Origin of the sequence: Actinotalea subterranea, from assembly GCF_008364845.1 — a bacterium.
GTDB classification, from domain to species: Bacteria; Actinomycetota; Actinomycetes; order Actinomycetales; family Cellulomonadaceae; genus Actinotalea; species Actinotalea subterranea.
Map to the genome: position 1 here is coordinate 86,349 of NZ_VTTP01000006.1, position 20,948 is coordinate 107,296.

20 protein-coding genes and 1 pseudogene are annotated in these 20,948 nt (G+C 74.0%); 15 read left to right on the forward strand and 6 right to left on the reverse strand.

From position 1 onward, the window contains the following. The first annotated feature begins 12 nt into the window (after positions 1-12). Positions 13-576, forward strand: coding sequence for a P-loop NTPase family protein (locus FZ988_RS11920; RefSeq protein WP_149204250.1), 564 nt, complete (start codon positions 13-15; stop codon positions 574-576). Here FZ988_RS11920 and FZ988_RS11925 read toward each other — a convergent pair. The 4 genes and pseudogenes from FZ988_RS11925 to FZ988_RS11940 form a co-directional block, all read right to left on the reverse strand. Next, positions 550-1,110 carry a hypothetical protein gene (locus tag FZ988_RS11925; RefSeq protein ID WP_149204251.1) on the reverse strand — a complete coding sequence of 187 codons (561 nt, stop codon included), beginning with the start codon at positions 1,108-1,110 and terminating at the stop codon, positions 550-552. The genes FZ988_RS11920 and FZ988_RS11925 overlap by 27 nt on opposite strands. Then, complete coding sequence (locus tag FZ988_RS11930; protein WP_149204252.1) at positions 1,107-1,460, reverse strand: PadR family transcriptional regulator; 354 nt, start codon at positions 1,458-1,460, stop codon at positions 1,107-1,109. The genes FZ988_RS11925 and FZ988_RS11930 overlap by 4 nt, the downstream gene beginning before the upstream one ends. A gap of 55 nt (positions 1,461-1,515) precedes the next feature. After that, complete coding sequence (locus tag FZ988_RS11935; RefSeq protein WP_149204253.1) at positions 1,516-2,652, reverse strand: glutamate--cysteine ligase; 1,137 nt, start codon at positions 2,650-2,652, stop codon at positions 1,516-1,518. Continuing rightward, positions 2,652-3,849 (reverse strand): annotated as a pseudogene (locus tag FZ988_RS11940) (class I SAM-dependent methyltransferase). Before FZ988_RS11940 ends, FZ988_RS11935 begins: the two are co-directional and overlap by 1 nt. A gap of 246 nt (positions 3,850-4,095) precedes the next feature. Between FZ988_RS11940 and groES the strand changes: the two are divergent. Then, complete coding sequence (gene groES / locus FZ988_RS11945) at positions 4,096-4,392, forward strand: co-chaperone GroES (RefSeq protein WP_149204254.1); 297 nt, start codon at positions 4,096-4,098, stop codon at positions 4,390-4,392. A gap of 174 nt (positions 4,393-4,566) precedes the next feature. Here the strand turns inward: groES and FZ988_RS11950 are convergent, their stop codons facing one another. After that, a complete protein-coding gene (locus FZ988_RS11950) occupies positions 4,567-4,857 on the reverse strand; it encodes a WhiB family transcriptional regulator (RefSeq protein WP_149204255.1) in 291 nt (96 codons plus the stop codon). Between the two features lie 238 nt (positions 4,858-5,095). Here FZ988_RS11950 and FZ988_RS11955 point away from each other — a divergent pair, with 238 nt between their 5' ends. The 4 genes from FZ988_RS11955 (at position 5,096) to FZ988_RS11970 (ending at position 9,430) form a co-directional block, all read left to right on the forward strand. Beyond that, positions 5,096-6,136: a MerR family transcriptional regulator gene (locus FZ988_RS11955; protein ID WP_281287182.1), complete on the forward strand. Its 1,041-nt coding sequence runs from the start codon at positions 5,096-5,098 to the stop codon at positions 6,134-6,136. Between the two features lie 177 nt (positions 6,137-6,313). Then, on the forward strand, positions 6,314-6,967 hold the full coding sequence (locus tag FZ988_RS11960) for a response regulator transcription factor (RefSeq protein ID WP_149204257.1): 654 nt from the start codon (positions 6,314-6,316) through the stop codon (positions 6,965-6,967). 79 nt (positions 6,968-7,046) lie between these two features. Continuing rightward, positions 7,047-8,600, forward strand: a complete 1,554-nt coding sequence (gene guaB / locus FZ988_RS11965; RefSeq protein ID WP_149204258.1) for an IMP dehydrogenase — start codon at positions 7,047-7,049, stop codon at positions 8,598-8,600. Further along, positions 8,597-9,430: an inositol monophosphatase family protein gene (locus FZ988_RS11970; protein ID WP_246169459.1), complete on the forward strand. Its 834-nt coding sequence runs from the start codon at positions 8,597-8,599 to the stop codon at positions 9,428-9,430. Before guaB ends, FZ988_RS11970 begins: the two co-directional genes overlap by 4 nt. Positions 9,431-9,546: 116 nt before the next feature. Here FZ988_RS11970 and FZ988_RS11975 read toward each other — a convergent pair whose 3' ends face one another. Next, positions 9,547-10,266 (reverse strand): exonuclease domain-containing protein, encoded by a 720-nt coding sequence (locus tag FZ988_RS11975; RefSeq protein ID WP_149204259.1) that lies wholly within the window; start codon positions 10,264-10,266, stop codon positions 9,547-9,549. A 175-nt stretch (positions 10,267-10,441) separates the two neighbouring features. Between FZ988_RS11975 and FZ988_RS11980 the strand changes: the two genes are divergently transcribed. The 9 genes from FZ988_RS11980 (at position 10,442) to FZ988_RS12020 (ending at position 20,882) form a co-directional block, all read left to right on the forward strand. Then, the gene (locus FZ988_RS11980) at positions 10,442-11,566 is read left to right on the forward strand and encodes a GuaB3 family IMP dehydrogenase-related protein (RefSeq protein ID WP_149204260.1); all 1,125 of its coding nucleotides are present in this window, start codon (positions 10,442-10,444) and stop codon (positions 11,564-11,566) included. Between the two features lie 408 nt (positions 11,567-11,974). Beyond that, positions 11,975-12,736, forward strand: coding sequence for a DeoR/GlpR family DNA-binding transcription regulator (locus tag FZ988_RS11985; protein WP_149204261.1), 762 nt, complete (start codon positions 11,975-11,977; stop codon positions 12,734-12,736). Positions 12,737-12,792: 56 nt separating this feature from the next. Further along, the gene (locus FZ988_RS11990) at positions 12,793-13,833 is read left to right on the forward strand and encodes an alcohol dehydrogenase catalytic domain-containing protein (protein ID WP_149204262.1); all 1,041 of its coding nucleotides are present in this window, start codon (positions 12,793-12,795) and stop codon (positions 13,831-13,833) included. Between the two features lie 246 nt (positions 13,834-14,079). Further along, positions 14,080-15,564 (forward strand): PTS mannitol transporter subunit IIBC, encoded by a 1,485-nt coding sequence (locus FZ988_RS11995; protein ID WP_246169472.1) that lies wholly within the window; start codon positions 14,080-14,082, stop codon positions 15,562-15,564. Further along, the gene (locus tag FZ988_RS12000) at positions 15,561-15,998 is read left to right on the forward strand and encodes a PTS mannitol transporter subunit IIA (RefSeq protein WP_149204264.1); all 438 of its coding nucleotides are present in this window, start codon (positions 15,561-15,563) and stop codon (positions 15,996-15,998) included. Before FZ988_RS11995 ends, FZ988_RS12000 begins: the two co-directional genes overlap by 4 nt. A 159-nt stretch (positions 15,999-16,157) precedes the next feature. Then, a complete protein-coding gene (pfkB, locus tag FZ988_RS12005) occupies positions 16,158-17,108 on the forward strand; it encodes a 1-phosphofructokinase (protein ID WP_149204265.1) in 951 nt (316 codons plus the stop codon). A 68-nt stretch (positions 17,109-17,176) separates the two neighbouring features. Then, a complete protein-coding gene (locus FZ988_RS12010) occupies positions 17,177-17,470 on the forward strand; it encodes an HPr family phosphocarrier protein (protein WP_149204266.1) in 294 nt (97 codons plus the stop codon). Continuing rightward, positions 17,467-19,164 carry a phosphoenolpyruvate--protein phosphotransferase gene (gene ptsP, locus FZ988_RS12015; RefSeq protein ID WP_149204267.1) on the forward strand — a complete coding sequence of 566 codons (1,698 nt, stop codon included), beginning with the start codon at positions 17,467-17,469 and terminating at the stop codon, positions 19,162-19,164. Before FZ988_RS12010 ends, ptsP begins: the two co-directional genes overlap by 4 nt. A gap of 110 nt (positions 19,165-19,274) precedes the next feature. Beyond that, the gene (locus FZ988_RS12020) at positions 19,275-20,882 is read left to right on the forward strand and encodes a succinic semialdehyde dehydrogenase (RefSeq protein ID WP_149204268.1); all 1,608 of its coding nucleotides are present in this window, start codon (positions 19,275-19,277) and stop codon (positions 20,880-20,882) included. Positions 20,883-20,948: the final 66 nt, after the last annotated feature.

A 20,948-nucleotide genomic window follows, 5' to 3' on the forward strand; every position in this document is an offset into this window, starting at 1 on the left:
AGCATCACGCGGATGCGACGATGCCGGCTGCACGTGATGGGCGCGAGCGGATCGGGCACGACGACCCTCGCGCGTGCCGTGGCGGACGCCTGGTCCGTGCCCCACGCCGATGCGGACGACTACTTCTGGCTGCCCACGACCCCGCCGTACGTGGCGCAGCGTCCCGCAGCCGACCGGGTCGCGCTGATGGAGGAGGTGTTCGCCCCGCGCGACGCGTGGGTCCTGTCCGGGTCGATGGTCGGGTGGGGTGACGCGGTCGTCCGACGGTGCGACGCCATCGTTCTCCTCACGCTCGAGCCGGGTGAGCGGCTGCGGAGGCTCGAGGCGAGGGAACGGGTGCGCAGCGCCCAGGGATCGGTCGACGAGCACGCGCTCGAGGTGTTCCTCGCCTGGGCGCGCGCGTACGACGACCCGTCCTTCGACGGGCGTAGCCGCAGGACGCACGAGGAGTGGCTCAGAACGGTTCCCTGCCCGGTCCTGCGGCTCGACAGCTCGGCCCCGCGGGAGGACCTGCGCGACGCGGTGCTCGCGTGGGCGCCCGGTGGGGGCTCAGCCGAAGATGCGCCAGAGGCGTGAGCCGAGCACGAACGCGGTCGTCGCGACGCCCAGGTACAGCGTGGCCCAGGGCCACGTGACGCCCGACTCGACCGAGATCTCCTCTGCGGTCGCCGTGAAGACCGTCTCGCTCCCGAACGGGTAGCGCGTGAGCGATCCCCCGCCGAGCGCGTCGAGCGTGTCGAGGGTCCCGGCCGCGTACGCGAGGACCATGTACGCGAGGGCGCCGACGGCGAGCGTGGCCGCGACGGCGCCGGTGTTCCACCGGGGCAGACGCCGGCCGAGCTCGGCGACGTAGCCCTGCGCGAGGACGACCGGGTGGCCCAGGTCGGCGAGCGCCTGGCGCATGCCGACCTCGGCGGCGGCCGCCCGGATCTCGGCCCGCAGAGCGGTCCGGACCTGGCGGTACTCGCGCCGGGGGTAGTCCTGCATCGCCCAGCCGAACCGCCACAGGTACGCCGTCAGGGCGAGCCGGTCGCGCACGCCCGTGCGGGGCGGTGCCGCCGGGGTCTCGCGCGCCGGTCCCTGTGCCTGGTCGGTCTCGGGGGTGGTCATGGTCCCTCCTGCGGGTGTGGGGTGTGGCGAAGGACGGTGTCGACGGTGCGTCCGAGGTCGGCCCACGCGCGGGTTCCCGCGGTGAGGGCCTCGGCACCTGCCGGGGTGGGGCGGTAGTACTTGCGTGCGGGGCCGGACGACGACGCGACGAGGCGGGAGGAGATCTGGCCCTCACGCTCGAGCCGCGTCAGCACGGGGTAGACCGTGCCGGTCGCGATATCGGCCAGACCGGCCTCCTGGAGCCGGGTCACGAGCTCGTAGCCGTAGGACTCCTGCCTGCTCAGCAGGGCCAGGACGAGGAGCGGGAGCACGCCCTTGAGGAGCTGCGGGTCACGCGCTCGCTCGTCCATGCCAGAAGGCTATACCCACTACTCGGTAATGCCAACTACCCCAGGGAGGGGCCGGTCACAGCGGCTTGCCGGCCCGCATCTCCGCGACCAGGGCCGCGACGACGGAGTCCAGCTCGCCCCCGTTGCGCCGGGCGACCGCCCGCTGACGCTGGTACGACGCACCCTTGCGCAGGATGGTGCGCACGCCGTCGAGCTCGGCCGCGCAGCCCAGGCGATCCGCCACGGGCTCGAGCTCGGCCAGGAGCCGCGGGACCGCCTCGGTCACGAGCTCCTCGTTGCCCTGGGCGTCGAGGATGATGATCGCGTCCATGCCGTAGCGCGCGGAGCGCCACTTGTTCTCCTGCGCGAACCACGGCTGGAGCTTGGGCAGCTGTTTGCCCTCGTCGAGCATCGTCGAGAAGTGCTCCACGAGGCAGTGGATGAGTGCCGCGAAGGCCATGACCTCGGTGAGGTTGGACGCGCCGTCGCAGATGCGCATCTCCAGGGTGCCGAGGCGGGGCGACGGGCGCAGGTCCCAGCGGATCTCGTCGAACTGGTCGATCACGCCCGTGTGCATCATGTCGGCCGTGTAGGCCTCGAGCTGCTCCCACTCGTCGAACTGGAACGGCAGGCCCGCCGTCGGCAGCTGCTGGAACATGAGCGCGCGGTTCGACGCGTACCCCGTGTCCTTGCCACCCCAGAAGGGGGACGACGCCGAGAGCGACTGCAGGTGCGGGAAGTAGGTGAGGACCGCGCGCAGGATCGGCAGGACCTTGCGACGGTCCTCGATCCCGACGTGGACGTGCACGCCGTAGATCAGCATCTGCCGGCCCCACCACTGCGTGCGGTCGATGAGCGTCGCGTAGCGCTGCTTGTCCGTGACCTTCTGGTTGCTCCACCGGGCGAACGGGTGGGTGCCCGCGCACATGAGCTCGACGCGGAGCGGGTCGGTCACCTCGCGGATCGTGTCGATGCTGCGCTGGAGGTCCGCGCCGGCCTCGGGCACCGTGCGGCACACGCCCGTGATGATCTCCACGGTGTTGAGCAGGAGCTCCTGCTTGATCGTCGGGTGCTCGCCGCCGCCGGGCGGGGCGACGGCCTCGAGGACCGTCGCGGCGACCTGGCGCAGGTCCCCGCTGTCCGCGTCGACGAGCGCGAGCTCCCACTCGACACCGATGGACGACCGCGGCGACGCGGCGAACGGGATGTGCATCACGCCTGCTCGACGGGCTCGACGAGGAGCACCTGCTGGGACCCTGCGATGCGGGTCAGGACCACCGTGGCCTCCTCGTCGCCCCGCAGGTCGAGCTGCTTGCGCAGCTGCTCGGGCACGACGGCGGTGCCCCGCTTCTTGATCGTCAGCCGGCCGACGGAGCGCTCGCGCAGCGCGGTCCGCAGGCGCTTGAGGCCGAACGGCATGACGTCGAGCACCCGGTACGCCTGGGCGGTGGGTGTGCTGGTCAGGTGGTCGGACGTCACGTAGGCAATCGTGGGGTCCAGGAGGCGCCCGTGCACCTCGTCGGCCACGAGCGCGACGAGTCCCGCGCGGATCACGGCGCCGTCGGGCTCGTACAGGTAGGCGCCGGGCGCGCCGACGTCGGGCGCAGCGAGCTCCGTAGCCGGTGCGCGGAGCGTCGTCGCCCTGCCGCCGCGCAGGACGAGCGCCGACCGGCCCGGGCCCTCGGGGGGCCAGCGGGCCGAACCACAGGCCGGCCTCGACGACGTCGCCGTCGACGCTCACCCACTGCGCCTCGGCCTCGGCGGGGAGGTCGGTGTGCGCGATGCCGGGGCCGACCTTGACGCCGAGCGCGGGCACGGCCTCGCGCAGCGCCAGGACCCGGTCGAGCGGCGGGTCGTAGGCGGCCGGGTCGTGCCGACGGCGGCCCGAGGCGGTGCGTCGTGCCGGGTCGGCGAAGAGCCCGTCGACGCCCTCCGCGGCGAGGTCGAGGGCGAGGCCGTCGCCGTGCCGTACCTCGGCGTCCGGGAAGTGCCGCAGGTTCACCGTCGCGACGGCGGCGGTGAGCTCGTCCAGGTCGGTCGCGAGCACCGGGAGACCGAGGGCGGCAAACGCCATCGCGTCGCCGCCGATGCCGCACGTGAGGTCCGCGACGCGCCTGCAGCCGGCGTCGGTGTAGCGCTGCGCGTGCCGGGCGCCGACGGTGAGGCGGGTCGCCTGCTCGAGGCCCGCGGGCGTGAACAGCATGCCGTCCGCGAAGTCGTCGAACTTGGCCCGGGCCTTGGCCCGCAGGCGGGACTGGGTCAGCGCCGCGGCGACGAGGCCCGGCGCGATCCCCTCGCGCTGGAGGCGCTCGGAGAGGACCATCGCGAGCCGCTCGTCGTACGGCGGCAGGGCGCCGAGCAGGGCCCAGCCGTCCGGGCTCAGCAGCTGCGACAGGCTCTCGGGATCCACGACGCCGATCCTCGCACGGCCCGCCCACCCGGGCGGCGCCGACCGGGACCGGGGACGACACGTTGGCACTCGTGTTGACCGAGTGCTAACCGACGCCTAGATTCGTTCCTGGCACTCCTCGCAAGAGGGTGCCAGCCGCATACGGACCATCGAGTGGGCTGACCGGCACCCGCGACGACGGGCAGCCCATGGTTCCGCGGCCTTGAACACCATCCGTTTCCCACGAATGCGAAGGGGAGGTCCGCTGTGTCGGTCTCCATCAAGCCGCTCGAGGACCGCGTCGTCGTCCGCACGCTCGAGGCAGAGCAGACGACGGCCTCCGGTCTGGTCATCCCGGACACCGCGAAGGAGAAGCCCCAGGAGGGCGAGGTCCTCGCGGTCGGTCCCGGCCGTGTCGACGACAACGGCCAGCGCGTGCCGCTCGATGTCGCGGTCGGCGACAAGGTCATCTACAGCAAGTACGGCGGCACCGAGGTCAAGTACGCGGGCGAGGAGTACCTCATCCTCTCCGCGCGCGACATCCTCGCCGTCGTCGTGAAGTGAGCTCGACCCGCTGATCGGGCCACGGCCCCGGCGGTTCGTCCGCCACCAGCACGACGAAGCCCCGCACCGGTCTCCGGTGCGGGGCTTCGTCATGTGCGGGACGAGGGTTCGCGACGTCCTGCGGAGCCGCGGCGCCGCTGCAGGAGCGGCGTGCGGGACGCCGATCGCGGGAGGTCAGCCAGCCTTGCGCAGGCGTGCGGCGAGCATCGCGGTGCGCTCCTCCTCGGAGAGACCGCCCCACACCCCGTAGGGCTCGCGGACGGTGAGCGAGTGCTCCCGGCACATCTCGAGCACGGGGCAGGTCGCGCAGATCGCCTTGGCTGCCTCGGCGCGGCGACGGCGCGCGGAGCCGCGCTCGCCCTCCGGGTGGAAGAACAGCGTCGGGTCGGCCTCGCGGCACTTGCCCTCGTACTGCCACTCCCACAGGTCCATCACGGGGCCGGGCAGTCGCGAGATCTCCGTCATGGGTTCCTCCAGGGTCGGGCTTGTGCGGCAGTCGTCTGTCGAGCTCGCCGGTCCGTGGTGCGTCGGCGACTGGTGCCCAACCTAGAACCGCGCCAGAAGTTGGTCAAGCCCCTTGGTCAGAGTGATTCGGTTCCCGTGCAGCGAGCGGCGTGCGGGAGCGCAGATCTTCACCCGCCCGGGTGTCTGACTGGTCAACCGCGCCAACGACGGGGCACAATCGCTTCATGCTCCTGACGCGATCCTCGGCCTCCGCCCTGGTCGGCGAGGGCTACGGCGCCGCGCGTCGTACGGACGAGGCGCGCGGGTGAGCGCTCAGGCCGCCTCCGCAGGGCCCTCCCTGACCGTCGCGGCCGTCGCCCGACGGCTCGGGGTCGCCCCCGCGACGCTGCGGACCTGGGACCGTCGGTACGGGCTCGGCCCCTCCGAGCACATGGCGGGCGCCCACCGCCGGTACTCGAGCGTCGACGTCTCGCGGCTCATGGTCATGCGGCGCCTGACCCTCGAGGGCGTCGCGCCGTCCGAGGCCGCGCGCACCGCGCTGAACGCGACCGAGCCCGCGCAGACGACGATGCCGGGCCCGACGACCGCCGAGGTCCTCGACGCCTACTCCGACGCCGTCCCCATGGCGCCCGACCCGGCCGCGCTCGTCTCGGCCGCAGCGCACTTCGACAACGCCGCCGTGCGCTGGATGCTCGCCCGTGTCCACACCCGCGACGTGATCGCGTGGTGGGCGACGCTCGTCTCACCCGCCCTGCGCGCCCTCGCCGAGCGGGCCGTGCTCGAGCGCCCGGGGGAGTCCGCGGGCCCGGCCCTCGAGTCGGCCGCGTTCGCCGAGCTGCGCAGCCGGGCCGCGGTGGCCCGCGCGCAGAACCCGGACGCGACCACCTCAGGCTCCTCGGCCGGCCCGAGCGGCCCGGGGGTCACCGTGCTCGCCGCCTCGTCGGCGCACGACGCCGACCTGGTGGTGCACGTGCTCGCGACGGCGCTCCAGGGAAGCGGCGTCGCAGCGCGCGTCCTGTCCACGGCGACGCCGTCGTCCGTGCCGGCCGCGATCGAGCGGCTCGCCCCGGCGGCCTTCATCCTGCACGTGGGCGCGGGCCGCGACGAGCTCCGGCGGGCCGAGGAGGTCGTCGCCGCGGTCGCGACGACCGTGCCCGAGCTCCCAGTGTTCGTGCACCGCGAGGGCGCCGCACCCTTCGAGACGGCGGGGACGGCGACCGTCCACCGGGTACGGACGCTCACGGGCGCGCTGCACGAGATCCTCGCGGTCGTCGCCTGACAGGCGAACGCCGCGGTGCCTTGCCCGGTGGTCGCCGCAGCGCCCGCCCCGGTGCTCACCTGCGGTGTTCACCCGCCGTCGGCGCTAAGGTTCGCCACCCCGTCGGCCGATGAGGACAACGGTGCGGCAGCCAGCCGCCCGCCGGCACGCCGGCACCGGACAGGGAGCGGGGGCCTCATGGCAGGCATGGTCGTGTGCCACGGCTCCCCGGCCGTGCGCGACCGGATCGTCGCGGCCGCCCACAGCGTGCCCGCCCTCGTGCCCGCACGGGGTGCCGCGACCGCCGAGGAGCTCGTCGCCCTGGCCCGCCGTGCCGCGCCCGCGCTCGTGCTCCTCGACGCGCACCTGCCGGGGGTCGGCCCGATCGAGGCGATCCGACGCCTGCGCATGATCGGTGTCCAGCCCGTCCTGATCATGCTCGCGGTTCCGGGCGACGAGATCACGCTCGACCGCGCGATCGCCCTCGGCGCGCGCGGCTACCTCGCCCCGGACGTCGACCGCAGCGAGCTCGTCGCCGTCGCGGCGCACAGCCTCGCGGCGAGCGCCGTCCCGCACCAGGCCGGCCCGCCGTCCCGCACGGACGCCGGCCCCGTGTCCGCGGTCCCGCAGCCCGCTCGACGCAACGGGGCGGTGGCCACCGAGCTCACGCGACGCGAGCTGGAGGTGCTGTCCGGGATGAGCCACGGCCGTTCCAACGCCCAGATCGGCGCGGACCTCTTCCTGTCCGAGGACACGGTCAAGACCCACGCCCGCCGGCTCTTCCGCAAGCTGGGGGCTGCCGACCGCGCCCAGGCCGTCGCGATCGGTCTGCGGCAGGGCCTCATCCGCTGACGCGCGCCGCGGCGCCGGCCCCGGTCGGGCGGCGTGGACGGCGTCGGCCCGGCCCGTCCTCGTTGCGTACTATCGGCGGGTGACCGCCTTCCCGCCCGGCACCCCCTCCTCCTCCGACCCCGTCGCCGACGAGCCCGAGCACAACCCGTTCGCCCTCGTCGGGCTGACGTACGACGACGTGCTGCTGCTCCCCGGCGAGAGCGACGTCATCCCGTCCGAGGTCGACACGACGGCGCGCCTGACCCGGGACCTGACGGTCGCGGTGCCGCTCCTGTCGGCCGCGATGGACACCGTGACCGAGGCGCGCATGGCGATCGCCATGGCCCGTCAGGGCGGTGTCGGCGTGCTGCACCGGAACCTGTCGATCGAGGACCAGGCCCAGCAGGTGACCCTGGTCAAGCGCTCCGAGTCCGGCATGGTCTCGGACCCCGTGACGATCAGCCCGGACGCGACGCTCGCGGAGCTCGACGAGCTGTGCGGCACCTACCGCGTCTCGGGGCTGCCCGTCGTCGACGACGCGCGCCGGCTGCTCGGAATCATCACCAACCGTGACCTCCGGTTCGTGCCCGCGGAGGACTTCACGCGGCTGCGCGTCCACGAGGTCATGACGCGGATGCCGCTGGTCACGGCGCCCGTCGGGATCGCGAACGCCGACGCCGCGGCGCTGCTCGCCAAGCACAAGGTCGAGAAGCTCCCGCTGGTCGACGACGAGGGGCGCCTCGCCGGCCTCATCACCGTCAAGGACTTCGTGAAGTCGGAGAAGTACCCGAACGCCACGAAGGACGAGGAGGGCCGCCTGCGCGTCGCGGCCGGCGTCGGCTTCTACGGCGACGCCTGGGAGCGGGCCATGGCCCTCGTCGACGCGGGGGTGGACATCCTCGTCGTGGACACCGCGCACGGGCACGCGCAGGCGATGCTCGCGATGATCCGGCGCCTCAAGACCGACCCGGCCGCACGAGGCGTGCAGGTGATCGGCGGCAACATCGCGACGCGCGCCGGTGCGCAGGCCCTCGTCGACGCGGGTGCCGACGCCGTCAAGGTGGGTGTCGGCCCGGGCTCGATCTGCACGACGCGCGTGGTCGCCGGCGTCGGGGTGCCCCAGGTGACCGCGATCCACGAGGCGGCGAAGGCGTGCAAGCCCGCCGGCGTGCCCGTCATCGGTGACGGCGGCCTGCAGTACTCCGGGGACATCGCCAAGGCGCTCGTCGCCGGTGCGGACACCGTGATGCTCGGCTCGCTGCTGGCCGGGTGCGAGGAGAGCCCGGGCGACCTCGTGTTCGTCAACGGCAAGCAGTACAAGCACTACCGCGGCATGGGGTCGCTCGGCGCGATGGCCTCGCGCGGCCGCGTCTCCTACTCCAAGGACCGGTACTTCCAGGCCGACGTGGCCAGCGACGAGAAGATCGTCCCCGAGGGCATCGAGGGGCAGGTCCCGTACCGCGGCCCGCTGCGTGCGGTGGCGCACCAGCTCGTGGGTGGCCTGCACCAGTCGATGTTCTACGTCGGTGCGCGCACGATCCCCGAGCTCCAGGACCGTGGCCGGTTCATCCGGATCACCCCCGCGGGGCTCAAGGAGTCCCACCCGCACGACATCACGATGACCGTCGAGGCGCCGAACTACACGAGCCGGTGACCGCGCGCGGAGGCCGGCACGGCGTGGACGTCGCGGCGGTCACCGGGCTCGTCGAGCACGTCGCGCGCACGGTCGTCGCGCCGCGCTTCCGTGACCTCGTCGCGGGCGAGGTCCGGGAGAAGTCGCCCGGCGACCTCGTGACGGTCGTCGACACCGAGGCGGAGGCCGCGCTGACCGCAGGGCTCCAGGCGATCGCGCCGGGCGTGCCCGTGGTCGGTGAGGAGGCGACGGCCGAGCGGCCCGAGCTCCTCGACCTCCTCGCGGACGCACCGCGGGCGTGGGTCGTGGACCCGCTCGACGGGACGCAGGCCTTCGTCGACGGTTCGCCCGACCACGCCGTCATGGTCGCGCTCGTCGAGCACGGGGAGTGCGTCGCGGGGTGGATCTGCCTGCCCGAGCACGGCGAGACGTACGTGGCCGAGCGTGGCTCGGGTGCGTTCCGCAACGGCGAACGCCTCACGCGTGCGGCCGCGCCCGCCGACCCGGCGTCGCTGCGCGGGGGGCTCGCGGTCCGCTACCTGCCCGTCGCGCTCCGGGACCGGCTGGTGCGCGCGGCGGCGGATCGGCTGCCGGGTCTCACCGTCGAGGACCGGCTGTGGTCCGGCTTCGAGTACGCGCGACTGGCCTCCGGGGTTCACGACGTGGCCCTGTACTGGCGCACGTGGCCGTGGGACCACGCGCCCGGCGCCGTCCTGCTGCGCGAGCTCGGCGGGTCCTCGCGCCGCCTCGACGGCTCCGACTACCGTCCGGGCCGGGCGGGGGAGGGCCTGCTCCTCGCGGCCGACCACGGCACCGAGGTGCTGGTGCGCGACCTGCTCGGGCTCACCTGAGCGGTCGGCGGTCGTCCGGCGCGCTCGCCGGACCTACCCGGCGCTCGTCGGGCTCGTCGGACCCGCCCGGCGCAGGTCGCGATCGTCGGGCTCGCCGGCCAGCGCGCGTCCGCCGGTCAGGCGAACGTCGGCTCGGGGAGGCGGACGGGCCACAGGAGGTCCGCGCCGGGCCCCTCGAGGCCCTGCTCGACGCGCCACGCGTTGAAGCCCTGCGCCCACGCGCGGTGGGCGGCGACCTGGAGGTCGTGGAGCTCGTCGAGCGCCATGGTGCCGACGCGCGGGAAAGCACGCGTGATCGCCGCGAGCACGTCGAGCGTCGCGAGCACGTCGACGTCGGCCGAGTGCAGCGCGGCCTGCGACGTCACGGCGTAGTGCCCGCACAGGTCGACGAGCTTGCGCTTGCCCCGGCGGTAGCGGTCGAGGTGCCGGTCGAGGACGAGCGGGTCGAGGACGACGCGCACCTCCCTGCCGATCCGCTCGGGCAGCGTCGGCAGGCCGTGGCGCGTGAGCTCCGCGTCGAGCAGGGAGAGGTCGTAGCACGCGTTGTAGGCGACGACGGGCTCGTCGTGACGCAGCGCGTCGGCGAGCTGGGACGCGATCTCGTCGAGCGCGGCCTCGGGCGGTCGGCCGTGGGAGCGCGCGTGCTCCGTGGTGATGCCGTGGATCTGCGCGGCACCCTCGGGGATGGGGACGCCCGGGTCGATCAGCCAGGTCGTGACGGACGTCGCGGTCCCCTCGCGCCGCACGAGCGCGGCTGTGACGATCCGGTCGACGCCCACGTCGACGCCCGTGGTCTCGGTGTCGAACCCGACCACGGGTCCGTCGGTCCAGCTCATTTGTCGCCTCCTCCGAGGTCGCGGTGCAGGCCGCGCCTCCGGTCAGCACACTGCCAGCAGGCACCGACAGCCCTCCCGCGGCGCGCCGTGCGGGACGGGCCTGGTGCCCGCCGCCCCGCCGACGACGGCTGGACCGGTCGGCGGGGGGCCGGGTGGCGCCGGTAGCCTGGCCTCCGTGAGCAACGAGATCGAGATCGGCCGCGGCAAGCGCGGGCGCCGCGCCTACTCCTTCGACGACGTCGCCGTCGTCCCGTCGCGCCGGACGCGGGACCCGGAGGAGGTGTCGGTCGGCTGGCAGATCGACGCCTACCACTTCGACATCCCCATCGTCGCGGCCCCGATGGACTCCGTGATGAGCCCGGCCACGGCCGTGGCCATCGGGCGGCACGGTGGCCTCGGCGTCCTGGACCTCGAGGGCCTGTGGACCCGGTACGAGGACCCGACGGCGCTGCTCGCGGAGATCGCCGAGCTGGACCCGGCGCGTGCGACGTCGCGCATGCAGGAGATCTACGCGGCCCCGATCATCCCCGAGCTCATCACGCAGCGGCTCCAGGAGGTCCGGGCCAGCGGCGTCACGGTCGCCGGCGCGCTGTCGCCGCAGCGCACCCAGCAGTACTGGAAGCACGTCGTCGACGCGGGCGTCGACCTGTTCGTCATCCGCGGCACGACGGTCTCGGCCGAGCACGTCTCCGGGCGCGCCGAGCCGCTGAACCTCAAGCGCTTCATCTACGAGCTCGACGTGCCCGTGATCGTCGGCGGCGCGTCGACGTACACGGCTGCGCTGCACCTCATGCGCACGGGCGCCGCCGGTGTGCTGGTCGGCTTCGGCGGCGGCGCCGCGCACACCACGCGCCTGTCGCTGGGCATCCACGCGCCCATGGCGAGCGCCGTGGCGGATGTCGCCGCGGCCCGTCGTGACTACCTCGACGAGTCCGGGGGCCGGTACGTGCACGTCATCGCCGACGGCGGCGTCGGCCGCTCGGGCGACCTGGTCAAGGCGGTCGCGTGCGGGTGCGACGCGGTCATGCTCGGTGCGGCCCTGGCGCGCGCCGAGGAGGCACCCGGGGCCGGCTGGCACTGGGGCCCCGAGGCGCACCACCGTGAGCTGCCGCGTGGCGAGCGCGTCCAGGTCGGCACGGCGGGCACGCTCGAGGAGATCCTGTTCGGCCCCGGTCGTCAGGCGGACGGGACGCTCAACCTCGTCGGCGCCCTGCGCCGGGCGCTCGCGACCACGGGCTACTCCGACCTCAAGGAGTTCCAGCGGGTCGAGGTCGTCGTCTCGCCGTATCAGCCGCACTGAGGTCGGCGTCCCTACCGCGCCCCGCCCTTCTCAGGACCCCGTGAGCCCGTCGGCTCGCGGGGTCCTCGTGCGTCCGGGGCCGGTGCGCTGGCGACGTCCGGGTGGCTCCGGGCAGCCCGCGAGCAGCGCGCGAGGCGCGTGCGCCACGGAGCTGCCCGCGCGGGCCGTGTGTCGGCCCCCGAACGCGCCGGCCACGCGCCGAGGTCGACATCTGGTGCTGAGGTCGACAGTCCAGCGTGTCTACCTCGACGGGACGTGTCGACCTGAGCGGCCGGGAGCCGCCGCCGTCCCGCGGTTCGGGACGTTGGTCCGGATCTGTGGCTGGATGCCCGGGCATCCTTGACACCGGACACAAACGGAACTAGACAAAGCCAATACAACATCCGAACGGACAGGCGAAGGAGCCTCGTGTACGCGACGGAGCGACAGCAGGAGATCCTGACCCGCGCGCGCCTCGACGGCCGCGTCGAGGTCAAGGAGCTCGCGGACTCCCTCGACGTCACGCCCGAGACGGTCCGGCGGGACCTCACCGCTCTCGAGCGCCGCGGCCTCCTGCGCCGGGTCCACGGCGGTGCGATCCCTGTCGAGCGCCTCGGCATCGAGCCCGCGGTCGCCGACCGCGAGGGACGCATGGCCGGGCAGAAGGAGCGCATCGCGAAGGCCGCGCTCGACGAGCTGCCCGACGGCGGCGCGATCATCCTCGACGCGGGCACCACGACGATCCGCCTCGCCGAGCTGCTGCCCACCGACCGCGAGCTCACGGTCGTCACGCACGGCCTGCCCATCGCGATGCTTCTGGCGACGCGCGCCAACATCACCCTCCACCTGCTCGGCGGCACCGTCCGCGGCCGCACGCTCGCGGCCGTCGGCACCTGGGCCGAGCGCGCCATGGCCGACGTGTACGCCGACGTCGCGTTCCTCGGCACCAACGGCATCACCGTCGAGCGCGGGCTCACCACGCCGGACCTCGCGGAGGCGGGCGTCAAGCGCGCCCTCGTCGCCTCGGCCCGGCGCACCGTGGTCCTCGCCGACCACACGAAGTTCGGCCGCGCCGACTTCGCCCAGGTCGCACCCCTGTCCGAGATCGACACGGTGATCACCGACATCGAGCTCGAGCCCGACCTCGCCGACGAGATCGAGGCCGCCGGACCCCGAGTGGTGCGCGCGTGAGCGCGCCGCTGCCCGGCACCACCACGACGTCCGACGACGTCCGACGAAGGAGAGAGATGAACGTCTTCCGCTTCTACGCCCCCGGCGACACGCGCCTCGAGGACGCCCCCGAGCCCACCCCGGGGCCCGGCGAGGTCAAGATCCGCGTCCGTGCCTGCTCGATGTGCGGGACGGACGTGAAGATCGCTGCCGCGGGCCACCAGCGGATCGTCCCCCCGCGCGTCATGGGCCACGAGATCGCCGGCGAGGTCGTCGAGGTCGGCGAGGGCGTCGAGGGCTGGGGCCCGGGCGACCGCGTCCAGGTCATCGCCGCCATCCCGTGCGGCCGGTGCGAGTACTGCCGCGCGGGCGCCATGACGATCTGCCCGAACCAGGTGTCCATGGGCTACGACTTCGACGGCGGGTTCGCGCCGTACATGATCGTCCCGCGCGAGGTGCTCGCCGTCGACGGCCTCAACCGCATCCCGGAGAACGTCTCGTACGCCGAGGCGAGCGTCGCGGAGCCGTTCGCGTGCGCGATCAACGCCCAGGAGATCGTCAACGTCCACGAGGGCGACGTCGTCGTCGTCGTGGGCTCGGGCCCGATCGGGTGCCTGCACGTGCGGCTCGCCCGGGCCCGCGGCGCGGCGCGTGTGCTGCTCGTCGAGCTGAGCCGGTCCCGCCTCGACCTCGCCGCGTCCGTCGTCAACCCGGACGCCGCCATCTGCGCGTCCGACACCGACCCCGTCGAGGCCGTGCGTGCGCTCACCGACGGCGTAGGCGCGACGGTCGTCATCACGGCCGCGGCCTCGGGTGCGGCGCAGGAGCAGGCGCTCCAGATGCTTGCACCGCAGGGGCGCGTGAGCTTCTTCGGTGGTCTGCCCAAGGACAAGCCGACCATCACCCTCGACTCGAACCTCGTGCACTACCGCGAGCTGACGATCGTGGGCGCCAACGGCTCGAGCCCCGAGCACAACCGGCAGGCGCTCGCGCACATCGCCGACGGCAGCGTGCCCGTCGCCGATCTCATCACCCACCGTCTCCCGCTGGACCGCGTCGCCGAGGGCATCGAGGTCGTGCGGTCGGGCACGGGGATCAAGGTCACGGTCGAGCCGTGACCCGTCGCCGCCGGCCGCCCTGCGGCCGGCGGCAGGTCGACCCGGTCCGCCCCCTGGGCCGGTAGCGAAGCAGCAGGTCAACGACGATCCATGCCGCCCCGGGCACCGACGCCCGGACGCGCACCACCACGATGGGAGTGTGAGCCCGTGTCCGCAACGACGGCACCGGCGCCAGGCACCGCCACCCGGGGCAAGGCCGTTCAGGTCAGGCTCCAGCGGTTCGGCGCCTTCGCAAGCAGCCTGATCATGCCCAACCTCCCGGCCTTCCTGGCCTGGGGCATCATCACCACCCTGTTCATCGCCGTGGGCTGGATGCCCAACGAGATCCTCGGCGGCTACGGCAACGCCGACACCGGGAGCTGGCAGGGCGCGGCGACGAAGCTCGTCCTCGCCGAGGACGGCACGACGTTCAACCAGTACCTCGGGCTCGTCGGCCCGATGATCACCTACCTCCTGCCGCTGCTGATCGCGAACACCGGTGGCCGTGTGGTCTACGGTGCGCGCGGCGCCGTCGTGGCGTCCGTCGTCGCGGTCGGCATGATTGTGGGCAGCACCGTGCCGATGTTCCTCGGCGCCATGATCATCGGCCCGCTCGCCGCGTGGATCATGAAGAAGATCGACTCGATCTGGGCCGGCAAGATCAAGGCCGGGTTCGAGATGCTCGTCGACATGTTCTCGGCGGGCATCGCGTCCGCCGCCATGGCCGTCGGTGCCTTCTTCGGCTTCGCGCCGATCATCACCGCGGTCTCGAACTGGCTCGGTGAGCTCGTCAACTCGCTCGCTGACGCCGGTCTGCTGCCGATCATGAGCATCATCGTCGAGCCGGCCAAGGTCCTGTTCCTCAACAACGCCATCGGCAACGGCGCCCTCGTGCCGCTCGGCGCGCAGCAGGTCGCGGAGAACGGCAAGTCGCTCCTGTTCCTGGTCGAGGCGAACCCCGGCCCCGGCCTGGGCATCCTCCTGGCCTACACGTTCTTCGGGGTGGGCATGGCCAAGAGCAGCGCGCCCGGTGCCGCGATCATCCAGTTCCTCGGCGGCATCCACGAGGTCTACTTCCCGTTCGTCCTCATGAAGCCGACGCTCATCCTCGCGGCGATCGCGGGCGGCGCGACCGGCGTCGCGACCAACGCGGCGTTCGGCAGCGGACTGACCGGACCTGCGGCCCCCGGGTCGATCTTCGCGGTATTCGCGACGACGGCGCGCGACTCGTACGTCGGCGTGATCCTCTCGGTCCTCCTGTCGTTCGCGGTGACGTTCCTCATCTCGGCGGTCATCCTGCGAGCGACGCGCAAGCGTGACCTCGCGAAGGGTGGCGGCGACCTGCAGGCCGCCATCGCGCAGACCGAGGCCAACAAGGGCAAGTCGAGCTCCGCGCTCGGTGCGCTCGCGGGTGCCTCGGCCTCCGCGGACGGTGCGGCCACGGCCCGGCCCATCCACGCGATCGTCTTCGCGTGCGACGCCGGGATGGGCTCGTCCGCCATGGGCGCGAGCATCCTGCGGGACAAGCTCAAGAAGGCCGGACGGGCCGACGTGACGGTCGTGAACAAGGCCGTCGCGAACCTCGACGACTCGGCGGACCTGGTGATCACGCACAGCGAGCTCACCGACCGCGCCCGACGGCACGCCCCGAGCGCGCGCCACGTCTCGGTGGAGAACTTCCTGTCGAGCCCGGTGTACGACGACGTCGTGCGCGAGGTCGTGGAGGCCGACGCCCAGAAGGCGGAGGCATGAGCGAGGTCCTGGCACCGGGAGACGTGCTCCTCGGCGCGACGGCAGCCTCGAAGGAGGAGGCGATCCGGGAGGCGGGCGCCGTCCTCGTCCGGGCCGGCGCGGTGACCCCGGAGTACGTCGACGCGATGCTCGAGCGCGAGCGGTCGATCTCGACGTACATGGGGAACTACCTCGCCATCCCGCACGGGACCAACGAGGCGAAGGGCACCATCGTGCGCTCCGCCCTGTGCCTCGTGCGCTACGACGAGCCCGTCGACTGGGACGGCAACCCCGTCCGCGTGGTCGTCGGCATCGCCGGGGTGGGTGACGAGCACCTGGAGATCCTGTCGCGCATCGCCCTGGTCTTCGCGGACATGGACCAGGTCCAGCAGGTGCTGGACGCGACGACCCCCGCGCAGGTGTACGCCATCCTGCAGCAGGTGAACGAGGCATGAGCGGGGTGGTCCTCGGTGGCCGGGCGTCGCCGAGGACCACCACCCGCCCGCGCACCAGCCCCACCCGCCCGACCGTCGTCCAGGAGGACCCGTGAAACCCGAAGCATGGCCCGTGCGTCCCGCCGCCCCCCAGGGTGGTCGGACCCGCAGGAGGACGCCATGATCGTCACGGTCACCCCGAACCCGAGCGTCGACCGTGCGCTCGACCTGGACCACCTGGCCGTCGGCGAGGTGAACCGCGCGCACGCGACCCACGTCCACGCCGGCGGCAAGGGCATCAACGTCTCGCGGGCCCTCGTCGTCCACGGGCGCACGACCCGCGCGGTCCTGCCCGCGGGCGGCCCGGACGGGGAGCTGCTCGTGCGGCTCCTGGCCGAGCAGGGTGTGCCCGCGCGTGCCGTGCCCGTGCGCGGGGAGACCCGCTCGAACATCACCCTCGTGGAGAGCACCGGTGCGACCACCAAGGTGAACGCACCGGGGCCGACGCTCGACGCCGACGACGTGACGGCCCTCCTCGACGCCGTCGAGCAGGAGATCGCCGGCGGCGCACGCATGGTCGTCGGCGCGGGGAGCCTCCCGGTCGGCGCGGGCGACGACTTCTTCGTCCGGCTCGCGCAGCTCGCCGCCCGGCACGGGGTGCCGTGCGCGCTGGACACGTCCGGGGCGCCACTGGCCTGCGCCGTCGCCGCGGGTGCGCTCGACGTCGTCAAGCCCAACGACGAGGAGCTCGGTGAGCTCGTCGGCCACGAGCTCGTCACGGTGGGCGACGTCGTCGACGCCGCCGGCACGCTGCTCGCACGCGGCACGCGGCAGGTCCTCGTGAGCCTCGGGGCCCACGGGGCCGTGCTCGTCGACCCGTCGGGCGTGTGGTGGGCCGGCGGCCCGCCCCTGGTCCCGGCGTCGACGGTGGGTGCGGGGGACACGACTCTCGCCGGGTTCCTCGCGGCGCTCGGGGAGCCGTCGGCCGTCCGCCTTGCGACCGCCGTGGGCTGGGGCAGGGCCGCCGTCCTGCTGCCCGGCACCGCCGTGCCGCGACCCGCGGACGTCCACCTCGACGAGGTGCGCGTCGTCGAGCAGCCCTCGCTGGACCTCCTCCTCAAGGAGCTGTGACAGCCCGACCAGCAGGACCGCCCGCGGACGCCGACGACGGCGTCCCAGCTCACGGAAGGAACGAACCCATGGCTCAGCGCACGGTGGTGATCGCCTCGCAGGTAGGCCTCCACGCCCGCCCGGCGAAGCTCTTCTCGCAGGCTGCCTCCGCCTCCGGCGTCGGCGTCCGGATCGCCAAGGGCGACGGCGCCCCGGTCGACGCGGCGAGCATCCTGCGCGTCATGGCCCTCGGCGTGAAGCACGGCGAGGAGGTCACGCTGACCGCCGAGGGCGACGGCGCCGACGAGGTGCTCGACGGGCTCGTCGCGCTCCTCGCGACGGACCTCGACGCGCCCGGCACGGACACGGCGGGCCCCGCGTGAGCGGCTCGGACGTGCTGCACGGCTCCGGGGTCGGGCGTGGCGCGGTCGTCGGGCCGGTCGCCCGGGCCCACCCTGCCCCGCGCGTGGTGCAGGACGCCGCCGGGCCGGCGGACGCGGAGGGCCGCGCCGCCGCGGTGCAGGCCGTGCGCGAGGCCTTCGCGGCCGTCGGCGAGGCGCTCGAGCGCCGCGCCGAGCAGGCGGGGGGCACGATCGCCGAGGTCCTCGGCGCGACGGCGCTCATGGCCCAGGACCCGGAGCTCGTCTCGCAGGTCGTCGGGCGCATCGAGGGCGGGCAGGCCGCGGACCTCGCGGTCGACCGCGCCGTGGCCGAGTTCGCCGACCTGTTCACCGCGGCCGGCGGCTACCTCGCCGAGCGCGTGACCGACCTGCGCAGCGTGCGGGACCGCGTCATCGCTCGCCTGCGTGACCTTCCCGAGCCGGGCGTCCCCGCCCTCGCGCGGCCCTCCGTCGTGGTGGCCGAGGACCTGTCCCCGGCGGACACCGCGGCACTCGAGCTCGACAAGGTGCTCGGCATCGTCATCGAGCAGGGCGGCCCCACGGGCCACACAGCGATCATCGCCGGCCAGCTCGGCATCCCGTGCGTCGTGCGCGTCCTGGGCGCGTCCGCGCTCGTCGACGGCACGGAGGTCGCGGTCGACGCGGCCACCGGGACGGTCGTCGTCGGGCCCGACGACGCGACACGAGCCCGCGTCGAGGTGCGCCGCACGGCGCTCGCGGCGCTCGCGACCCAGACCGGGCCGGGCGCCACCGCCGACGGCCACGCCGTCGCGCTGCTCGCCAACATCGGCACCGCGGAGGACGCGGCCAGGCTGACCGGGGCGGCCGTGGAGGGCGTGGGCCTCTTCCGCACCGAGGTGCTCTTCCTCGGCCGCACGACGGCGCCCACGCAGGACGAGCAGGCCGCCGTGTACGCGCGCGCCCTGGCGGCCCTCGAAGGCCGCAAGGTCGTCATCCGCACGCTCGACGCGGGTGCGGACAAGCCGCTCGCGTTCGTCACGCGCTCGGGGGAGGAGAACCCGGCCCTCGGCGTGCGGGGCTACCGCCTCGTGCGCAACGCCGAGGATCTCATGCGGACCCAGCTCGCGGCGATCGCGCGCGCCGCCAAGGAGACGGGTGGGCAGCCGTGGGTCATGGCGCCCATGGTCGCGACCGTCGAGGAGGCCGCGCAGTTCGCTGCGCTCGCACGCGAGGTCGGCGTCGAGAAGGTCGGGGTCATGGTCGAGGTGCCCTCGGCCGCGCTCCGGGCCCGGGACGTGCTCCAGGAGGTCGACTTCATCTCGATCGGCACCAACGACCTCGCCCAGTACACGATGGCCACGGACCGGTTGCTCGGCGAGCTCGTCGACCTGCTGAGCCCCTGGCAGCCGGCCGTGCTGGACCTGGTCGCCGCGGCTGCCGAGGCGGGTTCGGCCGTCGGCAAGCCGGTGGGCGTGTGCGGCGAGTCCGCGGCAGACCCGGTCATGGCGCTGCTCCTCGCCGGGCTCGGCGTGACGAGCCTGTCGATGTCGCCCGCCGCGGTCCCCGCCGTGCGCTTCGCCCTCGCGCGCCACGACCTCGAGGTGTGCCGGCGGATCGGGGTCGCGGCGCGTGCCGCACGCACCGCGCCCGAGGCCCGGGCGGCCGCGCTCGCGCTCGTGGACCCCGAGGTCCGCGAGGTGCTCGCGCTCGGCTGACCGCCCGCGACCGGTGCAGGCGGCCGGCGCCGGCCGGCCCGATGGGGCCTGCGGACCTCGGGTCCGTGGACCTCTTGGGGCCGTCGGCGCCGGGACGTACTGTGGCGACCATGTCCCGCGACGCAGAGGTCATCGACCCCGAGACCGACCCGAAGGCGACCTGGGCGCTCGAGCCCGACGAGGTCGCACCGCTCCTGCGGCACGTCGTCGCCTCGCCGGCGAACGGCACCCACGTGCCCCGGGTCCCGTTCACCGGCGCACCGCTCGCGGCCGTGCCGCGGTCCACGCCCGACGACGTCGCCGCGGCTGTCGGCCGCGCCCGGGCCGCGCAGCGTGCGTGGGCGGCCCGGCCCCTCGCCGAGCGCGCCGCGACCGTGCTGCGGTTCCACGACCTCGTGCTCGACCGGCAGTCCGAGGTCCTCGACCTCATCCAGCTCGAGAACGGCAAGGCCCGCGCGAGCGCGTACGAGGAGGTCGCGGACGTCGCGCTCGTCTCCCGGCACTACGGGCGGCGCGCCGCCCACTACCTCGCTCCGCAGCGGGTGCCCGGGCTCGTCCCCGGCCTCACGGGCGCGACCGTGCTGCGTCGCCCCGTGGGCGTCGTCGGGATCGTCGCGCCGTTCAACTACCCCCTGGTCCTGTCCGTGTGCGACGCCCTGCCGGCGCTGGTCGCGGGCAACGCCGTGGTCGTCAAGCCCGACGAGCAGACGCCCCTGAGCATCCTGTGGGCCGCGGAGCTGCTCGCCGAGGCAGGGCTGCCGCGCGACGTGCTGCTCGTCGTCACGGGCGACGGCGCGCAGGTGGGCGGGGCGCTCGTCGACGCCGTCGACCACGTGGTGTTCACGGGGTCCACGCGCACGGGTCGCGTCGTCGCGCAGCAGGCCGCGCGCCGCCTCGTCGGCGTGACCCTGGAGCTCGGCGGCAAGAACGCGATGTACGTGGCCGCCGACGCCGACCCCGCCCTGGCGGCCGAGACCGCGGTCCGCGCGTCGTTCGCCAACACGGGCCAGCTCTGCATGTCGATGGAACGGATCATCCTGCACGAGGCGGTCGCGGACGCGTTCCTCGCCGAGCTCCTCCCGCGGGTGCGTGCCCTCCGGCTCGGGGCAGGCCTGGACTACGGGTCCGACGTCGGCTCGCTCACCTCGCAGGCGCAGCTCGCCCGGGTCCAGGAGCACGTCGACGGCGCCCTGCGGCACGGTGCGCGGGTGCTCGTCGGCGGGGTGCACCGCACGGACGTCGGCCCCCTGTTCTACGAGCCGACGGTGCTCGACGGCGTACCGCCGGACGCGCCCGTGTTCGCGGAGGAGACGTTCGGCCCCGTGGTCGCCGTGTACCGCGTCGCCGACGACGACGCCGCCGTCGCGATGATGAACGACAGCGAGTTCGGGCTCAACGCGAGCGTGTGGACGCGTGACGTGGCGCGCGGCCGTGCGCTCGCGGCACGCATCGACGCCGGCAGCGTCAACGTCAACGAGGGCTACGCGCTGAGCTGGGGCACGACCGCCGCGCCCACGGGCGGGGTCAAGGACTCGGGCCTGGGCCGACGTCACGGGGCCGAGGGCATCTGGGCGACCACGTGGACCCAGACCGTCGCCTATCACCGCGGGGCGCACCGGGGCCTCGGGCTCGGCCGCCTCTACGCGCTGCCGGACGAGCAGTGGACGGCCCTGTTCACGCGCGCCCTGCGCCTCATGAAGCGACTGCACCTGCCCTGAGGCCGGCAGGTCCTCCCCGGACGCGCGAAGGGCGGGCCACCCGTGAGGTGGCCCGCCCTTCGCAGG

Coding starts and splice junctions, on each gene's coding strand:
- FZ988_RS11920 (WP_149204250.1), top strand. CDS start 13: ATGCGACGATGCCGGCTGCACGTGATGGGCGCGAGCGGATCGGGCACG.
- FZ988_RS11925 (WP_149204251.1), bottom strand. CDS start 1,110: ATGACCACCCCCGAGACCGACCAGGCACAGGGACCGGCGCGCGAGACC.
- FZ988_RS11930 (WP_149204252.1), bottom strand. CDS start 1,460: ATGGACGAGCGAGCGCGTGACCCGCAGCTCCTCAAGGGCGTGCTCCCG.
- FZ988_RS11935 (WP_149204253.1), bottom strand. CDS start 2,652: ATGCACATCCCGTTCGCCGCGTCGCCGCGGTCGTCCATCGGTGTCGAG.
- FZ988_RS11950 (WP_149204255.1), bottom strand. CDS start 4,857: ATGACGGAGATCTCGCGACTGCCCGGCCCCGTGATGGACCTGTGGGAG.
- FZ988_RS11960 (WP_149204257.1), top strand. CDS start 6,314: ATGGCAGGCATGGTCGTGTGCCACGGCTCCCCGGCCGTGCGCGACCGG.
- FZ988_RS11975 (WP_149204259.1), bottom strand. CDS start 10,266: ATGAGCTGGACCGACGGACCCGTGGTCGGGTTCGACACCGAGACCACG.
- FZ988_RS11990 (WP_149204262.1), top strand. CDS start 12,793: ATGAACGTCTTCCGCTTCTACGCCCCCGGCGACACGCGCCTCGAGGAC.
- FZ988_RS11995 (WP_246169472.1), top strand. CDS start 14,080: ATGCCCAACCTCCCGGCCTTCCTGGCCTGGGGCATCATCACCACCCTG.
- FZ988_RS12000 (WP_149204264.1), top strand. CDS start 15,561: ATGAGCGAGGTCCTGGCACCGGGAGACGTGCTCCTCGGCGCGACGGCA.
- pfkB (WP_149204265.1), top strand. CDS start 16,158: ATGATCGTCACGGTCACCCCGAACCCGAGCGTCGACCGTGCGCTCGAC.
- FZ988_RS12010 (WP_149204266.1), top strand. CDS start 17,177: ATGGCTCAGCGCACGGTGGTGATCGCCTCGCAGGTAGGCCTCCACGCC.
- FZ988_RS12020 (WP_149204268.1), top strand. CDS start 19,275: ATGTCCCGCGACGCAGAGGTCATCGACCCCGAGACCGACCCGAAGGCG.